The sequence below is a fragment of the Pedobacter arcticus A12 genome (assembly GCF_000302595.1).
GTDB lineage: Bacteria > Bacteroidota > Bacteroidia > Sphingobacteriales > Sphingobacteriaceae > Pseudopedobacter > Pseudopedobacter arcticus.
The window spans coordinates 37,609-55,678 of the sequence record NZ_JH947125.1 but is presented as its reverse complement, the minus strand read 5'-3'; the positions used below and the strand labels follow the sequence as shown (position 1 = coordinate 55,678).

The following is an 18,070-nucleotide window of genomic DNA, read 5'->3' as shown; positions in this document are numbered from 1 at the left end:
AAAAGAATTTCCATCATGCTTAACTCAGCAATACTCCCTTTTCTTTAATCTCGCTCAACGCAACAAATAGCTTATCTAAATCAGCCTGCGAGTTAAAAGCATTTATCGAATAACGAACAAATAGGTCGCTTTCATTTTTTGAAATAAGAACTTCGATATTATATTTTTGAAATAAATGTTGTTGCAAAACATCTGGCTGGCTACACTTTATTTTGGTACTGAACATTTGCCCCATAAATTCATCATTTATAGGCGCTAGTGGTTTTGTATCAAACAATTCGCAAAAACGACTGGCATTGGCATGTGTAATCTCGCGACAGTTTTTTGCCACCTGAGTCCATTTATTTTCTTGCATAAATTCAATCGCTTTTGGAATGGTGAGAAATGCGGAAAAATCTCTTGTACCCTGTAACTGATGATAATCAATAAACTGAGAATGAGAAGGCGTCGTACTTTTATAGCCCCAGCTAATCACCAAGGGATCAAATAAATGCTGTAAATCCTTTCTTACATACAAAAAAGAGCTCCCTTTTGCGGTCATCATCCATTTATGGCAGGCTCCAGTATAAATATCCGCTTGTAAATCTATAAGATCTAAAGGAATATGCCCCGGTGCGTGGGCGCCATCAATAATGGTTATTAACCCTTTGCTTCTTGCAATGGCACAAATTTCTTTTATTGGTAGTATTAAAGCAGTGGCGCTGGTGATATGAGAAAGGTAAACAAACTTGGTTTTATCCGTGAGACCCTCAAAAAAGTTTTCTACAAAATCTGCTTTGCTGTAAAAAGGTAAGGTAATTTGTTGCCTAACGTATTTTGCACCCACTTTTTGGGTATAATACTCCCAAACCCGGTCACAGGCGCCGTATTCTAAATTTGTAGCTAAAATTTCATCGCCAGCTTTTAAAGCTAAACTTTTAACAACCATGTTAATTGCATAACTAGGATTGGTAACAATGACCAAATCATCATGATGACAGTTAACATACTCAGATAAAGCTATTCGAGCGGTTTCAATAAGCTTTGGAGCATTGTTCACCAGAAACTGTACAGGTTCTTTTTCCAGCTCGTAAGCCCATCGCAAATATTCTTCGAAAATAGGTTTAGGGCAAGCGCCAAAAGATCCGAAATTTAAAAAGCAGATGTTTTTATCCAATAAAAACAGTTCTTTCAGCTTTTCCTGGTCATTCATAAATTTTAAACGTTTGGATGGTTAATCTCAATACCGGCTGTTTGAGTACTTTTGTGCGCAATCAATCACTATAATTAAACCCCAGTAAAACAGCGATTTAAAACATACAAAAGGTGAACTCGAAAAACAAGAAACTTTATTTTTCTTTTACCTCTTCATAATCCACAAACTCACCAGCATCATCCAGTTTAACTTGTTTGTGAGGTTTTACAGGCGGAACGTAATCTACAGAAACAGTGCCTTCTGGCTTTTGATAAGTCCCTTGATATTTTTGATATGCTTCTTGCTGGTTATTCATCTTCTGGTGCATATTATTCACTACCTTTTTAAATAAAAACGGTAAAAATATACGAGCCAGAATCCTAATCAGATAAAGTACACAGATTGCTATGAATAAAAACTTTAGTAAGCCCATGGTTTTGCAAATATAATTCTTTAACGCAATTTGACTACAATTCTTGCGTAATGTTACGCTCCAAATTTCTCTAACATCATTTTTTCTAACGCATACATCTCATCACGTAGCTTTGCCGCCAATAAAAAGTTGAGTTCTTTTGCTGCAGTCTGCATATCTTTTTTAGTATTCTCCAGAGATTTCTTTAACTGAGGTTTAGTCATGTATTGCACAATTGGATCTGCTGCCAAGGTAACCTCAGCATTGTCTTCAGTGTAAATTTGCTGTACGCCACCTTTAAAATCCATTACAGAAGTTTGCTCAATAATAGCTTCTCTGGATTTGCCCACAGTTTTTGGTACAATACCATGTTTCTCATTATAAAGAATCTGTTTTTCTCTGCGGCGGTCTGTCTCCTCCATTGTTACCCGCATGGAATCTGTAATTTTATCCGCATACATAATTACCCGACCTCGATCATTCCTTGCTGCTCTACCAATGGTTTGAATCAATGATCGCTCTGAGCGTAAAAAACCTTCTTTATCAGCATCTAAAATAGCCACCAAAGAAACCTCTGGTAAATCCAACCCTTCACGTAAAAGGTTAATCCCAATCAACACATCAAACTCGCCCAAACGTAACCCACGTAAAATCTCTACACGTTCTAAGGTTTTAACCTCAGAGTGGATGTACCGGGCTTTGATGTTGAGCCTGTCCATGTATTTTGCCAACTCTTCCGCCATCCTTTTGGTAAGCGTAGTAACCAAAATACGGTCGCCCATTTTTATGGTTTTGTCAATCTCATCCAACAAATCATCCACTTGGTTGCCCACTGGCCTAATTTCAATTAATGGATCCAACAAACCAGTTGGGCGAATTACCTGCTCAATAAAAACACCTTCGGTTTTCTCTAACTCATAATCTCCAGGTGTGGCACTTACATAAATAGTTTGTGGCGCTAAATTTTCAAACTCCTGAAAGTTTAAAGGCCGATTGTCCAAAGCGGCAGGTAAACGGAAACCATATTCAACCAAGGAAAGTTTACGAGATCTGTCTCCGCCGTACATCGCTCTAATCTGCGGAACCGTCACATGGCTTTCGTCAATCACCATAAGATAATCATCCGGAAAATAATCTAACAAACAGAAAGGCCTTGCACCCGGTTGGCGGTTATCAAAATAACGCGAATAGTTTTCAATTCCAGAACAATAACCCAATTCCCGCATCATTTCCATATCGTAATTGGTACGCTCTTCCAAACGTTTAGCTTCTAAAAAACGTCCGTCTCTTTCCAGTTGAGCCTTTCGGTCTACCATATCTTCACCAATTTGATGTAAAACACTGGTAAATCTATCGCGTGGTGTAACAAAAAGATTGGCCGGAAATATCGCCACCTGATCCATTTTTTCAATGGTCTTTCCACTGCCTGGATCAATTACCGTCATCTCTTCAATATCATCACCAAAAAAAGAAATACGGTAAGCCAAGTCCAGATATGCTGGGTAAATATCAACCGTATCGCCTTTTACCCTAAACGTTCCGCGTTTAAAATCTGCAGTGGTACGCGAATATAAAATCTCGACTAAACGGTGCAAAAAAGCATTTCTGCTGATACGGGTTCCCACACCAAACCTAAAAACCGAAGCAGAAAAGTCTTCGGGATTCCCCATACCATAAATACAGGAAATGGACGAAACAACAATCACATCTCGCCTGCCACTCATCAAGGACGACGTTGTGCGCAAACGTAATTTTTCTATCTCTTCGTTAATCTGAAGATCTTTTTCTATGTAAGTGTTGGTGGTTGGCAAAAATGCCTCTGGCTGGTAATAGTCGTAATAAGAAACAAAATAGTTGACCGCATTATCGGGAAAAAACTGTTTAAACTCCCCGTAAAGCTGTGCAGCCAAGGTTTTGTTATGGCTTAAAATAAGGGTGGGCTTTTGCGTTTGCTGAATTACGTTAGCAACGGTAAAGGTTTTGCCCGAACCCGTAACACCCAATAAAGTCTGATAATTTTCCCCAGAGTCAACCCCAGAAACTAACTGTTTAATAGCTGTAGGTTGATCGCCGGCTGGCTTATAGTGGGAGTTGATTTTAAAATCCATTTTTCAAAGATAAATATTAACACGTAAAAAGGGATTTACCTTTTCAGATAAATCCCTCATCATCAAACCTTATAAGAACATCGACTGTTCATGTATATAAACTAATTTTTATGCGTTTTGGTTTGCAGTTGTTCAGTTTATAATCGCATTTTTACTTTCTTATGGCTTTACTCATTTGTACTGAGAAAATAAACCCAAGGATTAGCTATGTTTTTCAGCATATTTTTGGAAATATATTAGGTGTAGATTTTTCTTTTTGTCACGATTTGAACTACTTCAAAAGTTACAACGGTCCGAAAATTATCTACAGCAAAAGGCTAATTACAGGTTGTTTAAATTTTAAAAAAAATTCATTTACTGACGAAACAGCAATAACAGAACAAAATTTAGCTTTCGCCGATTATAACGGATTAAAAATACCTTTTGCTGTAAACAATTCTGCATTTGGCTTTGATGTATTTGCAGCTACTTTTTTTCTTTTATCCAGATATGAGGAGTACACATTTTTAGAAAAAGATGAACACCAACGATTCGAAGGAAAAGCTTCCGTAGCTTATAAAAACGGCTTTTTAAAACGACCATTAATAGATGAATGGGCTTATGAAATTGCGAATATCATTACAAAAGCTTTTCCTAAATTTGAAGTTAAGAAACGAGAATTTAAATACATCCCAACCTTAGATATTGACCGTCCATTCTATTTTAAAAACGATGGATTTGTTAAACGATTAGCAAAATTTACTTTAGGCAGATTTAAAAAAGACCCTTTTGATGTTTACCAACAGGTAGCTAATTGGGATAAACGTTTTAACCTAAATACCATTTACTTTTTCTTAGTCGGTACAAAACACGCGAATGATGGTTCACCGGGTTCGGCAAATAAGTTATACCAATCCGTAATTCAGCAAGCAGTAAAAACACATCAAATCGGAATTCATCCATCTTATTTCGCAGCTTTAAATCCCGATGAGGTAAAAGAAGAAAAACGACAGCTGGAAAAAGCTTCAGATTCGGAAATCACAATCAGCAGGCAGCATTACCTCATGTTACGCTTTCCCGAAACCTACCGAGCTTTAGTTGATGCTGGAATAAAAGCAGATTATACTTTGGCTTTCGCCGATGTTGCAGGATTTAGAGCAAGCACCTGTACGCCATTTTTTTGGTATGATTTAAAGGCAGAACAATGCACAACATTAACACTTTACCCAACTGCGGTGATGGACCAAACCCTACGTAGGTATATGAACTTAACACCCGATGATGCTTTGGCGTTTATTACAGAGTTGGTGCGAAATGTAAAAACTGTAAACGGCACCTTTATAAGTTTATGGCATAATGAATCTGTAAACGATTTTGGAGTTTGGAAAGGCTGGAAAACCGTTTATGAACAAATGTTGGCTTTGAGCAGGGAGCGGTAAATCTTTGTGCAACAAATAAATTTCTTAGTTAAAAAGCCCTATCTTTAAGTACCATGTTTATACTCAGCAACCATAATACGATTGCCAACCATTTTATGGCAGAAATCCGTGATGCGGATGTACAAAAAGATTCGATGCGTTTCCGTAGAAATATGGAGCGACTGGGTGAAGTTTTTGCTTACGAAATTAGCAAAGTACTGCCTTACGAGGAATTTGAGGTACAAACGCCATTGGGCTTGTCTAATGTAAAAATGATTAAAGAGCTACCTGTTTTGGTTACTATTTTAAGAGCTGGTTTACCACTACACCAAGGTATGTTAAATATTTTTGATCATGCGGACTCGGCCTTTATTTCCGCCTATCGAAAACACAAAAAGTCGGGAGACTTTATAATTCAAATGGAATATGTCTCTACACCAGACCTAAACGGTAAAACGGTAATTATCTGTGACCCGATGTTGGCTACAGGCAGAAGTATGGTTTTGTGCTGTAAAGAGATTTTAGCGAACTACAAAATCAAGGAATTACATATTGTTTCGGTAATTGCCAGCCAAGAAGGGATTGCACACGTTAAAGCAAACGTTCCAAACGCGAGATTCTGGTTAGGCGCTATAGACGAGGAGATGACGACCAAAGCTTATATTGTTCCGGGTTTAGGTGATGCTGGCGATTTAGCTTTTGGACAAAAGGTTTAACCACAGAGAACACGGAGATCACAGAGCTATATCAAAAAGCAAGACCTCATTCTTCATATCGAGCGATAGTTCTCTCCTAATATTACGGTCATTACGGAATAGAAATCTTACTATTTATATCAAAACATTTATTGATAAATTTACCCAACAGCATTTTTTAACAACTGAATAAAATTGAAACAATACCAACACATTTTTTTTGATTTAGACCATACACTTTGGGATTTCGACAAGAACGCAGAGGAAACGTTAAACGAGTTATACCACCGCTATAAACTTTGTAATTTAGGTTTAAATTCCTGCGATATTTTTATTGAAACTTATACCGCAAACAACCACCAACTTTGGGCAGATTATCATTTAGGAAAAATCAGTAAAACTGTTTTACGGGAAACCCGATTTAAAAAGACTTTTATAGATTTAGGCTTAAGTGAGGAAGTAATTCCAGCTCAGTTTGAGGACGATTATATCAATATCTGCCCCACCAAAATGAATCTTTTTCCGCATACGCATGAAACTTTGAGCTACCTACAAGAAAAGTATCATTTACATTTGATTTCTAACGGATTTAAAGAAGCCACCCAACACAAAGTAAAAAACACGGGTTTAACGCCTTATTTCAAAAACGTTTTTATATCCGAAGTTATCGGCATCAACAAGCCCGATAAAGCTATTTTCCAACATGCTATTGATACTGCAAATGCCGAAACTTTAACCAGTTTAATGATTGGAGACAGTTTGGAAGCAGATATACGGGGCGCTTTGAATTTCGGAATGGATGCAATCTATTTTAATCCGCACCACGCAGAAAAACCGCATGACATCAATTGGCAAATCAACCATTTAAAAGAACTTATTGATTTATTATGAGTGTAAAATCGGAAAGTGCAAAAGTTTTAGAAAGCCTGAAGTTCTACGGGGAATTTTTAAAAACTTTAAACAACGATATCTTTCTAACTACTCCTCAACAAGGTGGTTGGTCTTTCTCTGAAGTTTATGCGCATATTTTAAGCGCCAATTTGTTATCGGTGATTGCTATTGAAAAGTGTTTAAATAGAAGTGCTGAAATAAAAACTCGTAAACCAGACTGGCGAGCCGGACTAATTTTATTCTTTGGCCGTTTTCCGCCTGGAAAATTTAAAGTTCCGCAGGTTTTAGAAGCGAGTGTTAAGAAAATAAGCAAAGAGGAAGCATCAAATGAACTTATACGCTTAGTAAAGAAGATTACAGAGCTAGAAAAAGGTTTTTCTAAATTCAATCCTAATTACAAAGTCAAACACCCACGGTTAGGTTATTTAGATGCCAAATCTTGGTTGCGCTTTATCTATGTACATAGTAAACACCATCAAAAGCAAATCAAAAGGATTGGGGAGATGCTGAGTAATTCCATAAACTAATACTGTAGTAACAGCCCTTTTGTCATAAGGTAAAGAACAAAAAAAAGACTTTGTCCGCCTATTTAACTAAGAAAAAAACAAAAAAAAGCCCAATGAATTTCTCCATTGAGCTGTAAATTATTTAAATTTTACTAAAAAACGTAGTGCGTTATAAAAAACGCTATGGCAGCTAAAGTAGCAGAAACCGGGATGGTTAATACCCAAGCCCATATTAAGCTGTAGGTAACTCCCCACTTTACTGCAGAAATTCTTTTTGTTAAGCCAACTCCGATAATGGAACCAGTAATGGTATGCGTAGTGGAAACTGGGATACCAAAATGTTCGGTAATTCCTAAAGTTACCGCACCGGCTGCTTCCGCACTTACACCTTCCAAAGAAGTTACTTTGGTGATTTTTGTGCCCATCGTTTTAACAATTTTCCAGCCGCCACTCATGGTACCTAGTGCAATTGCTGCATAACAGCTCAGCGGAATCCACTCTGGCATAGGCTGCCCGGGCTCTACTAAATTATTAGCCAATAAAGCTGCAAAAATAATTCCCATTACCTTCTGTGCATCATTACCTCCGTGGGTAAAACTTAAAGCGGCAGAAGAAACTAATTGTAATCTTTTAAACCACTTTTCTGCAGTTGATGGCCGAGCATTTTTGGAAATATTTATAATGATGAGGTTGATTATAATTGCGATCACCATACCTATGATTGGTGCTAGCACAATGAAGGCAACTACTTTTATAATTGGATCAAAGTTTACAGCAACCAAAGCATTTTCGCCTAAAGACAGGGCTTTTGCCATACCTGCACCGGCAAAACCACCAATTAAGGTATGTGATGAACTAGATGGAATGCCATAATACCAAGTTAGTAAGTTCCAAAGAATAGCCGCAACCAAACCAGAAAGCACAACTTCTAAAGTAACATATTGTGCAAACACAGTTTTGGCAACAGTATCTGCAACTTTATGATCTGTAAAATAAAAGTACGCAGCAAAGTTAAAAGTGGCAGCCCATAACACTGCTTGGAAAGGCGTTAAAACTTTTGTAGAAACAATGGTTGCTATAGAATTTGCCGCATCATGAAAACCATTGATAAAGTCAAAAACGATAGCTAGAATGATAACAATAACAAGAAGGGTAGTAATCATTTTTGTTTTTTTAGGATTTAGAATTAAGCATTTTTAACCAAAATGGTTTCCAATACATTAGCAACATCTTCACATCTGTCTGTTGCGGTTTCTAATCCGTTAAGAACTTCTTTATATTTCATAATTACCTTGGCATCATCTTCAAAATCAAACAAATCACCAACTGCCTTATCAAAAACGTAATCTGCCTGGTTTTCTATGCTATTGATTCTTATGCATGAATCAGCAATCAGCCTTATATTTTTCAGATTTTTCAACTCCTTAATGGCCTTATCGACATCTACACAAGCTTGGCCGACTAGCTCTGCCAATTTTTTAATAGGCTCGGTTGACTCATGTACGTTATATAGTAAAATCCGGTTAGAACTTCCGTGGATATAATCAGCTACATCATCTAAAGCAGTCGCTAAAGTATGGATATCTTCCCTATCAAAAGGAGTAATAAAGGTTTTGCTTAACTCTAGGTAAATCTGATGCGTAATGCTATCACCTAAGTGTTCAAGCTCCTCAATCTCTTTATGAAGAGGTTCTCTTACCTTTAGATCATCTGTGTTTACTAATTTTTTAATCAGTACAGACATGTTCACTAAGTTTGCACTTGCACTTTCGAAAAGCGGAAAAAACTTTTTGTCTTTTGGAATGAAATAAGAAAAAATATTATTCATTGTTAAGCTTTATATTTAGGCTACAAATTTACCATCTCAATGTTAAGATAATGTTAAGCTTTACTATTCATCTGTATTAATCATAGGGATATTGATCACATTATCTTTGAACTTCTCTATTGTAAAGCCAAAAGTAGAGCCTAACTTTTGTGTGCTTCTTACATTAATAGTTTGGTGATGAGCCTCTACAATATGCTTTACAATGGCCAATCCTAAGCCCGAGCCACCAATCTGTCTGGATCTGCTGCTATCTGTACGGTAAAAACGCTCGAATAAACGAGGCAGGTGCTCTTCATTTACACCCATTCCATCATCGGTAATTTCGATAAGATATTGGTCATGTAGGGGGAAAATTGTTACAAAAGTAGAACCGTTCTCTTTACCATATTTAAAGGAATTATCAATCAGATTTACTAGAACCTGCCTTATTTTCTCTTTATCGGCTTTTACCCAAGTTGGTATATCGTACTTTTCTTTAAAAATCAGCTTTATTTTATACTTCTCGGCTTTTAGCTCTAAAGATTCCATTACCTCTTTGATTAAAGCAGTAATCTCAAATTTTTGGTAATTAATAGGGATTTCGCCTGTTTCCAACCTTGATATTTCATTTAAATCTTTAATAAGCACACTTAAACGATCAACGTTAGAAGAAACTTTGTTTAAAAAGCTTTGAGCCAATTCAGGCTCGTTTATGGCACCGTCCTGCAAAGCCTCAACATATCCCTCTATTGCAAAAATCGGGGTTTTAAATTCGTGGGAGATGTTAGAAAGAAACTCGCGACGGAACTGTTCCTGCTTTTTTAAATCGTCAATTTCAAGCTTTTTATCCCTGGCCCATTCTTTCACTTCTTGTTCTACATCGTTAATCGGGTCTGGACTTACGTACTCACCCAAAGCATCCTTTAAATCTTTACCCAGTTTAAGGCTATGGATCATTTTATAAATAACCTTAATTTTTGAGTAAACGTATTTCTCTATTAGATAGTAAAAAACAAAATAGCTCACAATGGTGGCAATAACTAAAGAGATAGCGAAATAAAACCATTTATGTTGGAAATAAAGGTTTACTGCAGCAATAGAAATGCCCACTGCAAAGGCATTTAAGAAAACAAGCGTCCGTAACTTCATAAAACTAATATAGCTAATATTTCAGAACGATTTACCATGCGTTTGTCCCACTATTTTTTTGGTAAGCGAAGGAGAATTTTTTAGAGCGGACACAGCCAATTCTGTCAGTAAATTATTCCCGAAAAGCCGTTGAATCCCTCTGCCGATTTTTAATCGTAAGGCAAATTTGTTGTTCCAAGTGTCCAAATATGACCATTCAAGTTGAAGTCGCTTTTTTGAATTTAGCCCCGTTGAGCATTTAACCACAATTTGTTCAGCCAATATTTTTCCGGAGTGTATGGCAATAGCCATTCCGTTTCCGCAAAGTGGCGCAATCATTCCGGCGGTATCGCCACACATTAAAATGTGGTTTTCTACCAATGATTTTTTACGGAAAGAAATCTCGTTAATGGTTTCCGGCTGTTGCCAGACAAATTCAGAATTGCCAAAAAGGTTTTTTAAATGTGGATTTTGGTGTAGGATGTTTTCCTCCATTTCTGCGATACCACCAAATTTTTTGAGGTATCTGTTTTCTACCAAATAGCATAGACAGTATAAATCACTTTCTATTTTGCTGATACCACAATATCCACCTTTAAAATTATCCAGCTGAATGGTGTCTTTCGCAAAATCTGTTTTGATGTGATATTTAACACCAATGTACGGACTGCGGTGGTAAAAAGAACTACGATTTAGCTTTTGGTCGAGGTTGGAGCGTTTACCAAAAGCACCAATGACCAAGTCTGCTGTTAGCGTTTTTCCACCTGTTTGTACAGTAAACTTTTCGTCGGCAAATTGAACGTCGTTTACTTTGGTTTGCAATAAAAAATCAACTCCTGCTTTTTTAGCGATTTCAAACAAAGCATTATCCAAGGTAAAACGGCTAATTCCAAAAGCCCCCAAATCTAGATCAGCTTTTAGTGCATTTCCTTTCGGCGAGGTCACGATTAATTTACCGATTCGGGAGGCACCATAATCATCAGGCTTAAAGCCGATGCTTTGCAAAAACGGTAAAACTTCATTGCTTACATATTCTCCACAAACTCGGTTAAAAGGATATTTTTTTCTTTCGATGAGCGTAACTTCAAAGCCATTTTTTGCGAGTAGAATGGAACTGGTTAAACCCGCCAATCCACCGCCGATAACAATAACTGTTGGTTTTTTTAAAGTCATCTGTATTTATTAATTCGTCACATCAGCTTTAAGCTTTAAGCCCTAAAAATCCTATTTATGGATAACAACCTGCCACCTAAAAGCCCACATCCATTTAATGCTGTAATCTTTTGCGCCAACTTTTTGTAAAAGCGTTTTTAATTCCTGTCTTTTAAAACTTCGTAAAACAGATAACTTACTGTCATGCTTTACCATTGGCGATTTGGAAAACAATTGCGTTAACCAGCCAATAGAATGATAAGCCAGCGGATGGCGGTGCAAATCATTAATAATCACTGCTTTTTTTGAAGCATGTAGCATTTTTTTAACCAGAGCTACCCATGCTTCATCGTCAAAATGATGTGTAAAAAGAGAGCTGATGACTACATCAAACTCATTTTCTTTAAATGGTTCTTTTAAAACATCAGCCAAACGAAAACTTAAACCCGGGTAATTTTTACTTGCTCGAACTGCATATTGTACTGCGGATTCGGTTGCATCTACGCCTACAAAATTGAGTTTTATATTTTGTTCTCTAAAATATTTATCCAATACTTTAAGGCTATCGCCACCACCACAGCCCCAGTCACAAATCACGTCTCCGTTTCTGATATTGAGCTTTTTAAAAGCATCGTAAAAAACAGAAAAACCGCCTAACAGTTTATTGATGGTCTCTAACTCTGCCAAAACAGGGTCAATCTCCGCTGATGGCAGTGCGAAATTGTCCATTATTTCTTCCTCGGTACTTCTGTGGCTAAAATCAGGCATATTTTAAAATCATACTTTCAAACGTTAATCCCGGACCAAATGCAAAACTTAAAATATTTTTACCGGATTCTTGTGGCGATGCCTTTCTGCTCAGCTCCTCCAATACGAATATAATGGTGGTGGACGACATGTTGCCGTAGTTTTTGAGCACCTCATAACTCGCTTCACTTTGATTTGCATCCAAATCAAAAACTTCATCACAAACTTCCAAAATTTTTCTCCCGCCAGGGTGAATGGCGTAGGCCTCAATATCATCAAATGTCAATTGCGCTTTTTCTAGCAATTTTTCGGCAACACCTTTAATGCCCGATTTTATCTGTTTAGAAACCTTATTAGTCAGTTGCATTTGGTAACCATGGTTCCCAATTTTCCAGGCCATTTCGTTTCTGGCTTCAGTGACTACTTCGGTATAAAAGGTATCGATTTCAAACAATTTTTCCTCAGCATAGGTTTCATTTTGTACTAACATAGCAGATGCGCCATCGGCAAAAAGCGAATTTGCCAACCAATTATCCAAAGTGTTTTCTTTTTGGAAATGCAAAGTACAAAGCTCCACATCTACAATTAAAACCTTCGCTTTCGGTTCTGCTTTGCAAATATAATCTGCAACTTTCAGCGCATTAAAAGCGCCATAACATCCCATAAAGTTAATGCAGGTACGTTCAACATTCGGCTTTAAGCCTAAATTTTCTACTATTTCAATATCTAAACCCGGGGCGTACATTCCAGTACAACTTACCGTGATAAGGTGGGTAATTTGTTTAACATCAAAGCTTTTTATTTTGGCAAAGCAATGATCAATCGCCGAAAGGCATAAATTTAATGCTGTTTTTTGGAAAATATCACCACGTTGGGCTGTGGTTGGGAAAGGCTCCAGACCAGCTTCGTTTCCAAAAAATTCGTAATTCCCTTTACCAGCGCCAAAATCATTTAAAACAGAATAACGATGCTCAATTCCAGAAACCTGATACAGTTTATGCAGTCTGCGAGCATTTTCGCCGTCCAGTTGATGCGCTTCTTTCATGAACTCAAAAATCTGTTCTTGAGAAAATTTATTGGAAGGGTTACTGGTGCCAATTGCCGAAATAATGCTCCTCATCTAATCTATTTTTCTAATTTTATTAAATATTAATTTTTGATGAATAAAAATTTTAGGAGCGTTTTATTACACCTACGCTTACCCTTTTCTTTACTATTACTCCCCGTTTTTTTGTTTGCATTGGCTACCGTACCCATTGTTAACAATACTAATGCCGTACTGGTTTTTTTTATTCTTCATTTTTTAGTTTACCCAGCAAGTAATGGTTATAATAGCTATTTTGATAAAGACGAAGGAAGTATAGCTCTTATAAAAACACCTCCAAAAGTAAACCGTACATTATATATTACGTCAATTTGCTTGGAATGGATTGCGGTGTTGCTTGCTTTGCTGGTAAATATAAAATTCTGTGTTTGTATTTTGATTTATAATCTTCTATCAAAAGCTTACAGTCATCCGTCTGTGCGGTTGAAAAAATATCCTATTGTTAGCTTTTTAGTGGTATTTATTTTCCAGGGGGGCTTTGTTTATTATATGTGTTTTACCGCAATCACCTCGCCAATTGTAGGTTTTTATTCGGAAGATTTTATAGCCTGTTTGATTTCTTCCTGCTTAATTGGTGCATCGTATCCGCTAACACAAATTTATCAGCATGAGGAGGACGGCAAAAGAGGCGACCATACTTTGAGTTTATTGTTGGGTTATAAAGGCTCTTTTATTTTTTCTGCCACGGTATTTTTCATCGGCTTAAGCTTGATGTTTTATTATTGGATGTTAGCCGGTAAATTATTGAATTTTTACGTTTTTGCAATTTGTTCCTTGCCTATTCTGGCTTACTTTATTTGGTGGTTTTTACAAGTTTTGAAGGATACGAAAAATGCAAATTTTGTCAACGCAATGCGGATGACGTTGATTAGTGGCGTGATGATGTTGGTTTATTTTGGATGGTTGGTGTTTTTGGGGACCTAGATTTATAATACTCGTTATTAGTTATCGAGTTACTATCCTCAAAAAATTGTAAAGTAGCTGATAAATAAAGCACAAATGGAAAGGCTAAAGGTATTTATTCCTGATATTTATAAACTTTGTAAGTTACACAAGTTAAGACATTACATGCATTTGGTTCTGTGTTAACCGAAAACTACAATTCGGAAAGCGATATTGATTTGATTGTTGATTTTGCCAACATTCCAGTTGAAGATTATGCTGACAATTATTTTGACTTCAAATTTTCTCTTCAAGAACTACTTAAAAAGCCAATCGATTTATTGGAAGAGAAAGCTATTAAAAACCCATATTTTAAAAAATCAGTAAATCAGCAGAAGCAATTGGTATATGGATAATAATAATAATATACAGATTTGGCTTTTCGATATCCTAGATGCTATTTTAGAAGTAGAAAGTTTCTTTAAAAGCTGAGATTCAAGAGCTTTTAAAAGATTAAATATGCTATAGGTGTTTAATCTCCGTATCACCTATATCTTCACCACACTTTCCTTTGTAACCGCATAAGCCTGCTCTTCTTTTTTAGGTTTGATGTTATACAAGCCTGTGAAAACGCTAAATGCCGGCATTACTGCATAATCTTTTCCGAAATAAAAACAAGGGAATTTTAACCGTTGCTTGGCCCTGCCAACAATCGTTACGCCAGGATGAATATGTCCGCTGATGGGATACAGTTCTTCTTCGGTGCATTTTGGTGCATCGTGGATAAAACAGAACGGACCTACACAAAAGCTGGGTTCGTGAATTTCAATATCCATGGAAGCATAATCTGCGTTTGCTAATCTGTCGTGATTTCCCTTAACCAATAAAAAATTAGTTTGTTGATACTTCCTTCGCCACTGATGAAATTCATCGATATCCGTGTTTAAGCCATGATGGAACATATCGCCGTTAATTAGCAAAGTGTTGGGTTTATATTTTTGTAGAATTGCATCCAACCTGCTTAAATCTTGTTGAGCAACCGTTGCAGGAACGGGAACACCCGCCTGCCTAAAATGTGCCGACTTTCCTAAATGCAAATCAGAGATCGCCAAGAGCTTGTTTTTTGGTAAATAGATTGCTCGTTCCTGATCTAAAATCAATTCTTCTCCGTGGCTGTTGATGGTCATTCTTAAAAAGTGGAAAGTTTAAAGTAGAAAGTTTAAATTGCTTTTCTGGTTTACTTATGAGTTTTATTAGTGCGCTAAAATTATGTAGGATTTCATTAGGTTGTGCCGATGTTTAAAGTGTCACTTCGTAATTTGGCACTTCAATCAGCCGTTCAGGACTTTTAACGCTTAACTTTACACTTTTAACTCCCCTCTAACTTCCTATCCGAATCTGCTTTCATCCTAGCGATGCGCTCTTCCAAAGCTTCGGAGCTCATGCTTTCTCTTAAACTATCCACTTTAATCGGAAAAGATAGCGGTGTAAAACTGTTTGGATGTGTAATGATGATGTTTGATTTCTGAATTCGCTCTAATGCCGCAACCAGTCTAGGTTCTTCCAATTGTTGGTAAAACACCTCGTCATAAGCCTGCCGTAAAAGTAAATTATGTTTGTCGAAATCGCTAAAAACATTGAAAAACAAACCTGCAGATGACTGCAAATGTTTATTCGCGACGTATTTCCCGGGGTAGCCTTGAAAAACCAATCCCGAAATGCAAGCGATATCTCTAAATTTACGCCTCGCCATTTCCGTAGAATTTATACTTAAAGTGATATCCTGCGTTAAATTTTTTGGAGAAAAAACGTCGTAAGCAATCGAATCATCCATCGGGATTTCGATATCACTCAAAAGCTCAAAACCATAATCATTCATCGCAATGGAAAAAGTAATCGGTAATAATTTACTTAAGCGGTAAGCGACCAACGCCGCCAGAACCTCGTGAACCAAACGCCCTTCAAATGGATAAGCGAACAAATGAAATCCTTCTCGGTTATTGATGAGCTCAATCAAAAGTTCGTCGTTTTTTGGGACGTGAGAACGTTTTTCTTGCAATTGAAACAATGGACGCATGATTTTTAATTCTTCATCTTGCTGATTTTCGTCTAACGCTTCGTTATATTTTTTACGTAAAACCGCTCCAAGGTTTGATGATAACGGCAAACGCCCGCCTAACCAACTTGGCGAAATGGCATTCTTCTTTTTGCTCAATCGAACAATTACGGTCATGTCTTTTACCTGCACAAACTCCAAAACCCTTCCCGCCAAACGGAAATTATCTCCGGGTTTTAACCGACTTAAAAAATATTCTTCAACCATGCCAATGTATCCGCCAGATAAAAATTTGACCTTTAACATGGCATCGCTCACAATAGTTCCAATATGCAAACGGTGACGCATGGCCAGTTGCCGGCTTTTAACTTTCCACAAACCATCTTCTTCGTCTTTTTCTACTTTTTTAAACTCGGGGTATGCAGTCAAACTTTCTCCGCCGTAAGTAATAAATCGCATAACCCAATCCCACTCTTCGGGTAAAATCATGTTGAAAGCGTGGGTGTTTTTGATTTCTTCGTAAATGATTTTATCGTCGAAACCATCGCCTATGGCCAAAGTAACCAAGTATTGAATCAACGTATCAAAAACCATAATTACTGGTTCTCTACTTTCAATATCCAGGTTTTTCGCCGCTTCTTTTATCGCCGCAGCTTCCACTAATTCTAAAGCGTGAGTAGGTAAAAAATAGATTTTGGAGGTTTCGTATGGCGAATGTCCGGACCGACCCGCTCGTTGTAAAAATCGGGCAACGCCTTTTGGCGAACCGACTTGCACCACCGTGTCTACGGGTTTAAAATCCACCCCCAAATCCAAAGAGGAAGTGGCGATTACCGCTTTCAGCTGACCAGTGTGCAAAGCGTCTTCAATCCAGTTCCTCAACTCAAAATCGATAGAGCCATGATGAATAGCGAGTTGACCTGCCAATTCTGGTTCCAGATTCAGTAAATGCTGATACCACATTTCCGTTTGCCCACGGGTATTGATAAAAATTAAAGTGGTTTTACTTTTTTCGATAATGGGCAAGAGTTTGTAAGCCAGCTTTAAGCCGAGGTGCCCCGACCAAGGCAAAGTTTCAATATCATCCGGAAGGATAGATTTAATCTCAATTTTCTTTTCTAAATCTGCTTTAATGATGATGCGTTTACTTTCTGCATTTGGAGTTAAAACCTGCATGGCTTCTTCAATATTCCCGATAGTTGCTGAAATTCCCCAGACCCGCAAAACCTCATTATTTGCCTGCTTTTGTAAACCTTTAATCCGCGATAAAGCGAGCTCAACCAAAACGCCACGTTTGCTGCCCAAAAGCTCATGCCATTCATCGGCAACTATGCATTTCAGATTTTTAAAAAGTGTGGAAGAGTTTTTTTGCGCCAACAATAAATGAATACTTTCTGGAGTAATCAGCAAAATTTCGGGCATTGATTTTTTTTGCTGGAGCTTTTCTGCCTGCGATGTATCGCCGTTTCTAACGCCCACCATCCAATCCAACTCTAATTCCAGCAAGGTTTGTCGCATGGCCCTAGCCAAATCCTTAGCTAAAGAACGAAGCGGTGTAATCCAAATCAACTGCAATCGGTCTTTTTCTTTTTTTCCTTTCGCTTTGGGCTGATTTAAAGCATCAATAACCACCGCCAAAAACAGCGAATAGGTTTTACCGAATCCTGTTGGCGCATTAACCAAACCGCTGTATCCATCTGCATAATGTTGCCAGGCATCTTCTTGAAACTTGAATGGCTTTTTTTTATCGGCTTTAAGCCAAGCCTTCACTTTTTTATAGCCTTTGGTTTTTGTTAGCTCCATAGATTATTTAAAACTTGAATTAAATAGGGCAATGTCATTAAGTTAGGAGATTTCATTTACATTTCGTCATGTTGAACGATAGTGAAACATCTCACAAATAGGTATTACATGCTGTATGCAGACTCAACTTGTGAGATTTCTCCTAGCGTCGAAATGACGAACGCCTTTGTCCAAGCAGAGTCTCCTTTTTCAGGGACTCTGCTTTAT

At 37.4% G+C, this 18,070-nt stretch carries 16 protein-coding genes and 1 pseudogene; 6 read left to right on the top strand and 11 right to left on the bottom strand.

Annotation, left to right across the window (positions count from 1 at the left end):
• Positions 1 to 19: 19 nt before the first annotated feature.
• The 3 genes from B176_RS0101630 to uvrB form a co-directional block, all read right to left on the bottom strand.
• The gene (locus B176_RS0101630; protein WP_017257023.1) at positions 20 to 1,192 is read right to left on the bottom strand and encodes an aminotransferase class V-fold PLP-dependent enzyme; all 1,173 of its coding nucleotides are present in this window, start codon (positions 1,190 to 1,192) and stop codon (positions 20 to 22) included.
• A gap of 136 nt (positions 1,193 to 1,328) precedes the next feature.
• On the bottom strand, positions 1,329 to 1,607 hold the full coding sequence (locus tag B176_RS0101625; RefSeq protein ID WP_017257022.1) for a DUF4834 family protein: 279 nt from the start codon (positions 1,605 to 1,607) through the stop codon (positions 1,329 to 1,331).
• A 53-nt stretch (positions 1,608 to 1,660) separates the two neighbouring features.
• On the bottom strand, positions 1,661 to 3,694 hold the full coding sequence (gene uvrB, locus B176_RS0101620; protein WP_017257021.1) for an excinuclease ABC subunit UvrB: 2,034 nt from the start codon (positions 3,692 to 3,694) through the stop codon (positions 1,661 to 1,663).
• Positions 3,695 to 3,855: 161 nt separating this feature from the next.
• Between uvrB and B176_RS0101615 the strand changes: the two genes are divergently transcribed.
• The 4 genes from B176_RS0101615 (at position 3,856) to B176_RS0101600 (ending at position 7,204) form a co-directional block, all read left to right on the top strand.
• Positions 3,856 to 5,112: a polysaccharide deacetylase family protein gene (locus B176_RS0101615; protein WP_017257020.1), complete on the top strand. Its 1,257-nt coding sequence runs from the start codon at positions 3,856 to 3,858 to the stop codon at positions 5,110 to 5,112.
• Between the two features lie 53 nt (positions 5,113 to 5,165).
• On the top strand, positions 5,166 to 5,807 hold the full coding sequence (upp, locus tag B176_RS0101610) for a uracil phosphoribosyltransferase (protein WP_017257019.1): 642 nt from the start codon (positions 5,166 to 5,168) through the stop codon (positions 5,805 to 5,807).
• A 174-nt stretch (positions 5,808 to 5,981) separates the two neighbouring features.
• Positions 5,982 to 6,677 carry a YjjG family noncanonical pyrimidine nucleotidase gene (locus B176_RS0101605; RefSeq protein ID WP_017257018.1) on the top strand — a complete coding sequence of 232 codons (696 nt, stop codon included), beginning with the start codon at positions 5,982 to 5,984 and terminating at the stop codon, positions 6,675 to 6,677.
• On the top strand, positions 6,674 to 7,204 hold the full coding sequence (locus tag B176_RS0101600; RefSeq protein ID WP_017257017.1) for a DinB family protein: 531 nt from the start codon (positions 6,674 to 6,676) through the stop codon (positions 7,202 to 7,204). Before B176_RS0101605 ends, B176_RS0101600 begins: the two co-directional genes overlap by 4 nt.
• A 131-nt stretch (positions 7,205 to 7,335) precedes the next feature.
• On the opposite strand, the gene B176_RS0101595 is transcribed toward B176_RS0101600, so the two are convergent.
• The 6 genes from B176_RS0101595 to B176_RS0101570 form a co-directional block, all read right to left on the bottom strand.
• A complete protein-coding gene (locus tag B176_RS0101595) occupies positions 7,336 to 8,346 on the bottom strand; it encodes an inorganic phosphate transporter (protein ID WP_017257016.1) in 1,011 nt (336 codons plus the stop codon).
• A gap of 23 nt (positions 8,347 to 8,369) precedes the next feature.
• Entirely contained in the window at positions 8,370 to 9,011 is a 642-nt protein-coding gene (locus B176_RS0101590; protein WP_017257015.1) for a DUF47 domain-containing protein, read from the bottom strand.
• 63 nt (positions 9,012 to 9,074) lie between these two features.
• Entirely contained in the window at positions 9,075 to 10,139 is a 1,065-nt protein-coding gene (locus tag B176_RS0101585) for a sensor histidine kinase (protein ID WP_017257014.1), read from the bottom strand.
• A gap of 21 nt (positions 10,140 to 10,160) precedes the next feature.
• Positions 10,161 to 11,291 (bottom strand): NAD(P)/FAD-dependent oxidoreductase, encoded by a 1,131-nt coding sequence (locus B176_RS0101580; protein WP_017257013.1) that lies wholly within the window; start codon positions 11,289 to 11,291, stop codon positions 10,161 to 10,163.
• Positions 11,292 to 11,342: 51 nt separating this feature from the next.
• Positions 11,343 to 12,038, bottom strand: a complete 696-nt coding sequence (locus B176_RS0101575; protein WP_017257012.1) for a methyltransferase domain-containing protein — start codon at positions 12,036 to 12,038, stop codon at positions 11,343 to 11,345.
• Positions 12,031 to 13,137, bottom strand: coding sequence for a type III polyketide synthase (locus B176_RS0101570; protein ID WP_017257011.1), 1,107 nt, complete (start codon positions 13,135 to 13,137; stop codon positions 12,031 to 12,033). The genes B176_RS0101575 and B176_RS0101570 overlap by 8 nt, the downstream gene beginning before the upstream one ends.
• A 39-nt stretch (positions 13,138 to 13,176) precedes the next feature.
• Here B176_RS0101570 and B176_RS0101565 point away from each other — a divergent pair, with 39 nt between their 5' ends.
• Both B176_RS0101565 and B176_RS18810 read left to right on the top strand, forming a co-directional pair.
• Complete coding sequence (locus tag B176_RS0101565) at positions 13,177 to 14,046, top strand: UbiA family prenyltransferase (protein ID WP_017257010.1); 870 nt, start codon at positions 13,177 to 13,179, stop codon at positions 14,044 to 14,046.
• A 140-nt stretch (positions 14,047 to 14,186) separates the two neighbouring features.
• Positions 14,187 to 14,420 (top strand): annotated as a pseudogene (locus B176_RS18810) (nucleotidyltransferase family protein); the annotation flags it as partial.
• Between the two features lie 132 nt (positions 14,421 to 14,552).
• Here B176_RS18810 and pdeM read toward each other — a convergent pair.
• Positions 14,553 to 15,191 (bottom strand): ligase-associated DNA damage response endonuclease PdeM, encoded by a 639-nt coding sequence (gene pdeM, locus B176_RS0101550; protein WP_017257008.1) that lies wholly within the window; start codon positions 15,189 to 15,191, stop codon positions 14,553 to 14,555.
• A 182-nt stretch (positions 15,192 to 15,373) separates the two neighbouring features.
• Complete coding sequence (locus tag B176_RS0101545) at positions 15,374 to 17,863, bottom strand: ligase-associated DNA damage response DEXH box helicase (protein ID WP_017257007.1); 2,490 nt, start codon at positions 17,861 to 17,863, stop codon at positions 15,374 to 15,376.
• Between the last annotated feature and the right edge of the window lie 207 nt (positions 17,864 to 18,070).

Bases quoted from the DNA above. Each gene is read 5' to 3' on its own strand.
- B176_RS0101545 (WP_017257007.1), bottom strand. From the start codon at position 17,863: ATGGAGCTAACAAAAACCAAAGGCTATAAAAAAGTGAAGGCTTGGCTT.
- B176_RS0101630 (WP_017257023.1), bottom strand. From the start codon at position 1,192: ATGAATGACCAGGAAAAGCTGAAAGAACTGTTTTTATTGGATAAAAAC.
- B176_RS0101625 (WP_017257022.1), bottom strand. From the start codon at position 1,607: ATGGGCTTACTAAAGTTTTTATTCATAGCAATCTGTGTACTTTATCTG.
- B176_RS0101600 (WP_017257017.1), top strand. From the start codon at position 6,674: ATGAGTGTAAAATCGGAAAGTGCAAAAGTTTTAGAAAGCCTGAAGTTC.
- upp (WP_017257019.1), top strand. From the start codon at position 5,166: ATGTTTATACTCAGCAACCATAATACGATTGCCAACCATTTTATGGCA.
- B176_RS0101585 (WP_017257014.1), bottom strand. From the start codon at position 10,139: ATGAAGTTACGGACGCTTGTTTTCTTAAATGCCTTTGCAGTGGGCATT.
- B176_RS0101615 (WP_017257020.1), top strand. From the start codon at position 3,856: ATGGCTTTACTCATTTGTACTGAGAAAATAAACCCAAGGATTAGCTAT.
- B176_RS0101595 (WP_017257016.1), bottom strand. From the start codon at position 8,346: ATGATTACTACCCTTCTTGTTATTGTTATCATTCTAGCTATCGTTTTT.
- B176_RS0101575 (WP_017257012.1), bottom strand. From the start codon at position 12,038: ATGCCTGATTTTAGCCACAGAAGTACCGAGGAAGAAATAATGGACAAT.
- pdeM (WP_017257008.1), bottom strand. From the start codon at position 15,191: ATGACCATCAACAGCCACGGAGAAGAATTGATTTTAGATCAGGAACGA.
- uvrB (WP_017257021.1), bottom strand. From the start codon at position 3,694: ATGGATTTTAAAATCAACTCCCACTATAAGCCAGCCGGCGATCAACCT.
- B176_RS0101580 (WP_017257013.1), bottom strand. From the start codon at position 11,291: ATGACTTTAAAAAAACCAACAGTTATTGTTATCGGCGGTGGATTGGCG.
- B176_RS0101565 (WP_017257010.1), top strand. From the start codon at position 13,177: ATGAATAAAAATTTTAGGAGCGTTTTATTACACCTACGCTTACCCTTT.
- B176_RS0101570 (WP_017257011.1), bottom strand. From the start codon at position 13,137: ATGAGGAGCATTATTTCGGCAATTGGCACCAGTAACCCTTCCAATAAA.
- B176_RS0101590 (WP_017257015.1), bottom strand. From the start codon at position 9,011: ATGAATAATATTTTTTCTTATTTCATTCCAAAAGACAAAAAGTTTTTT.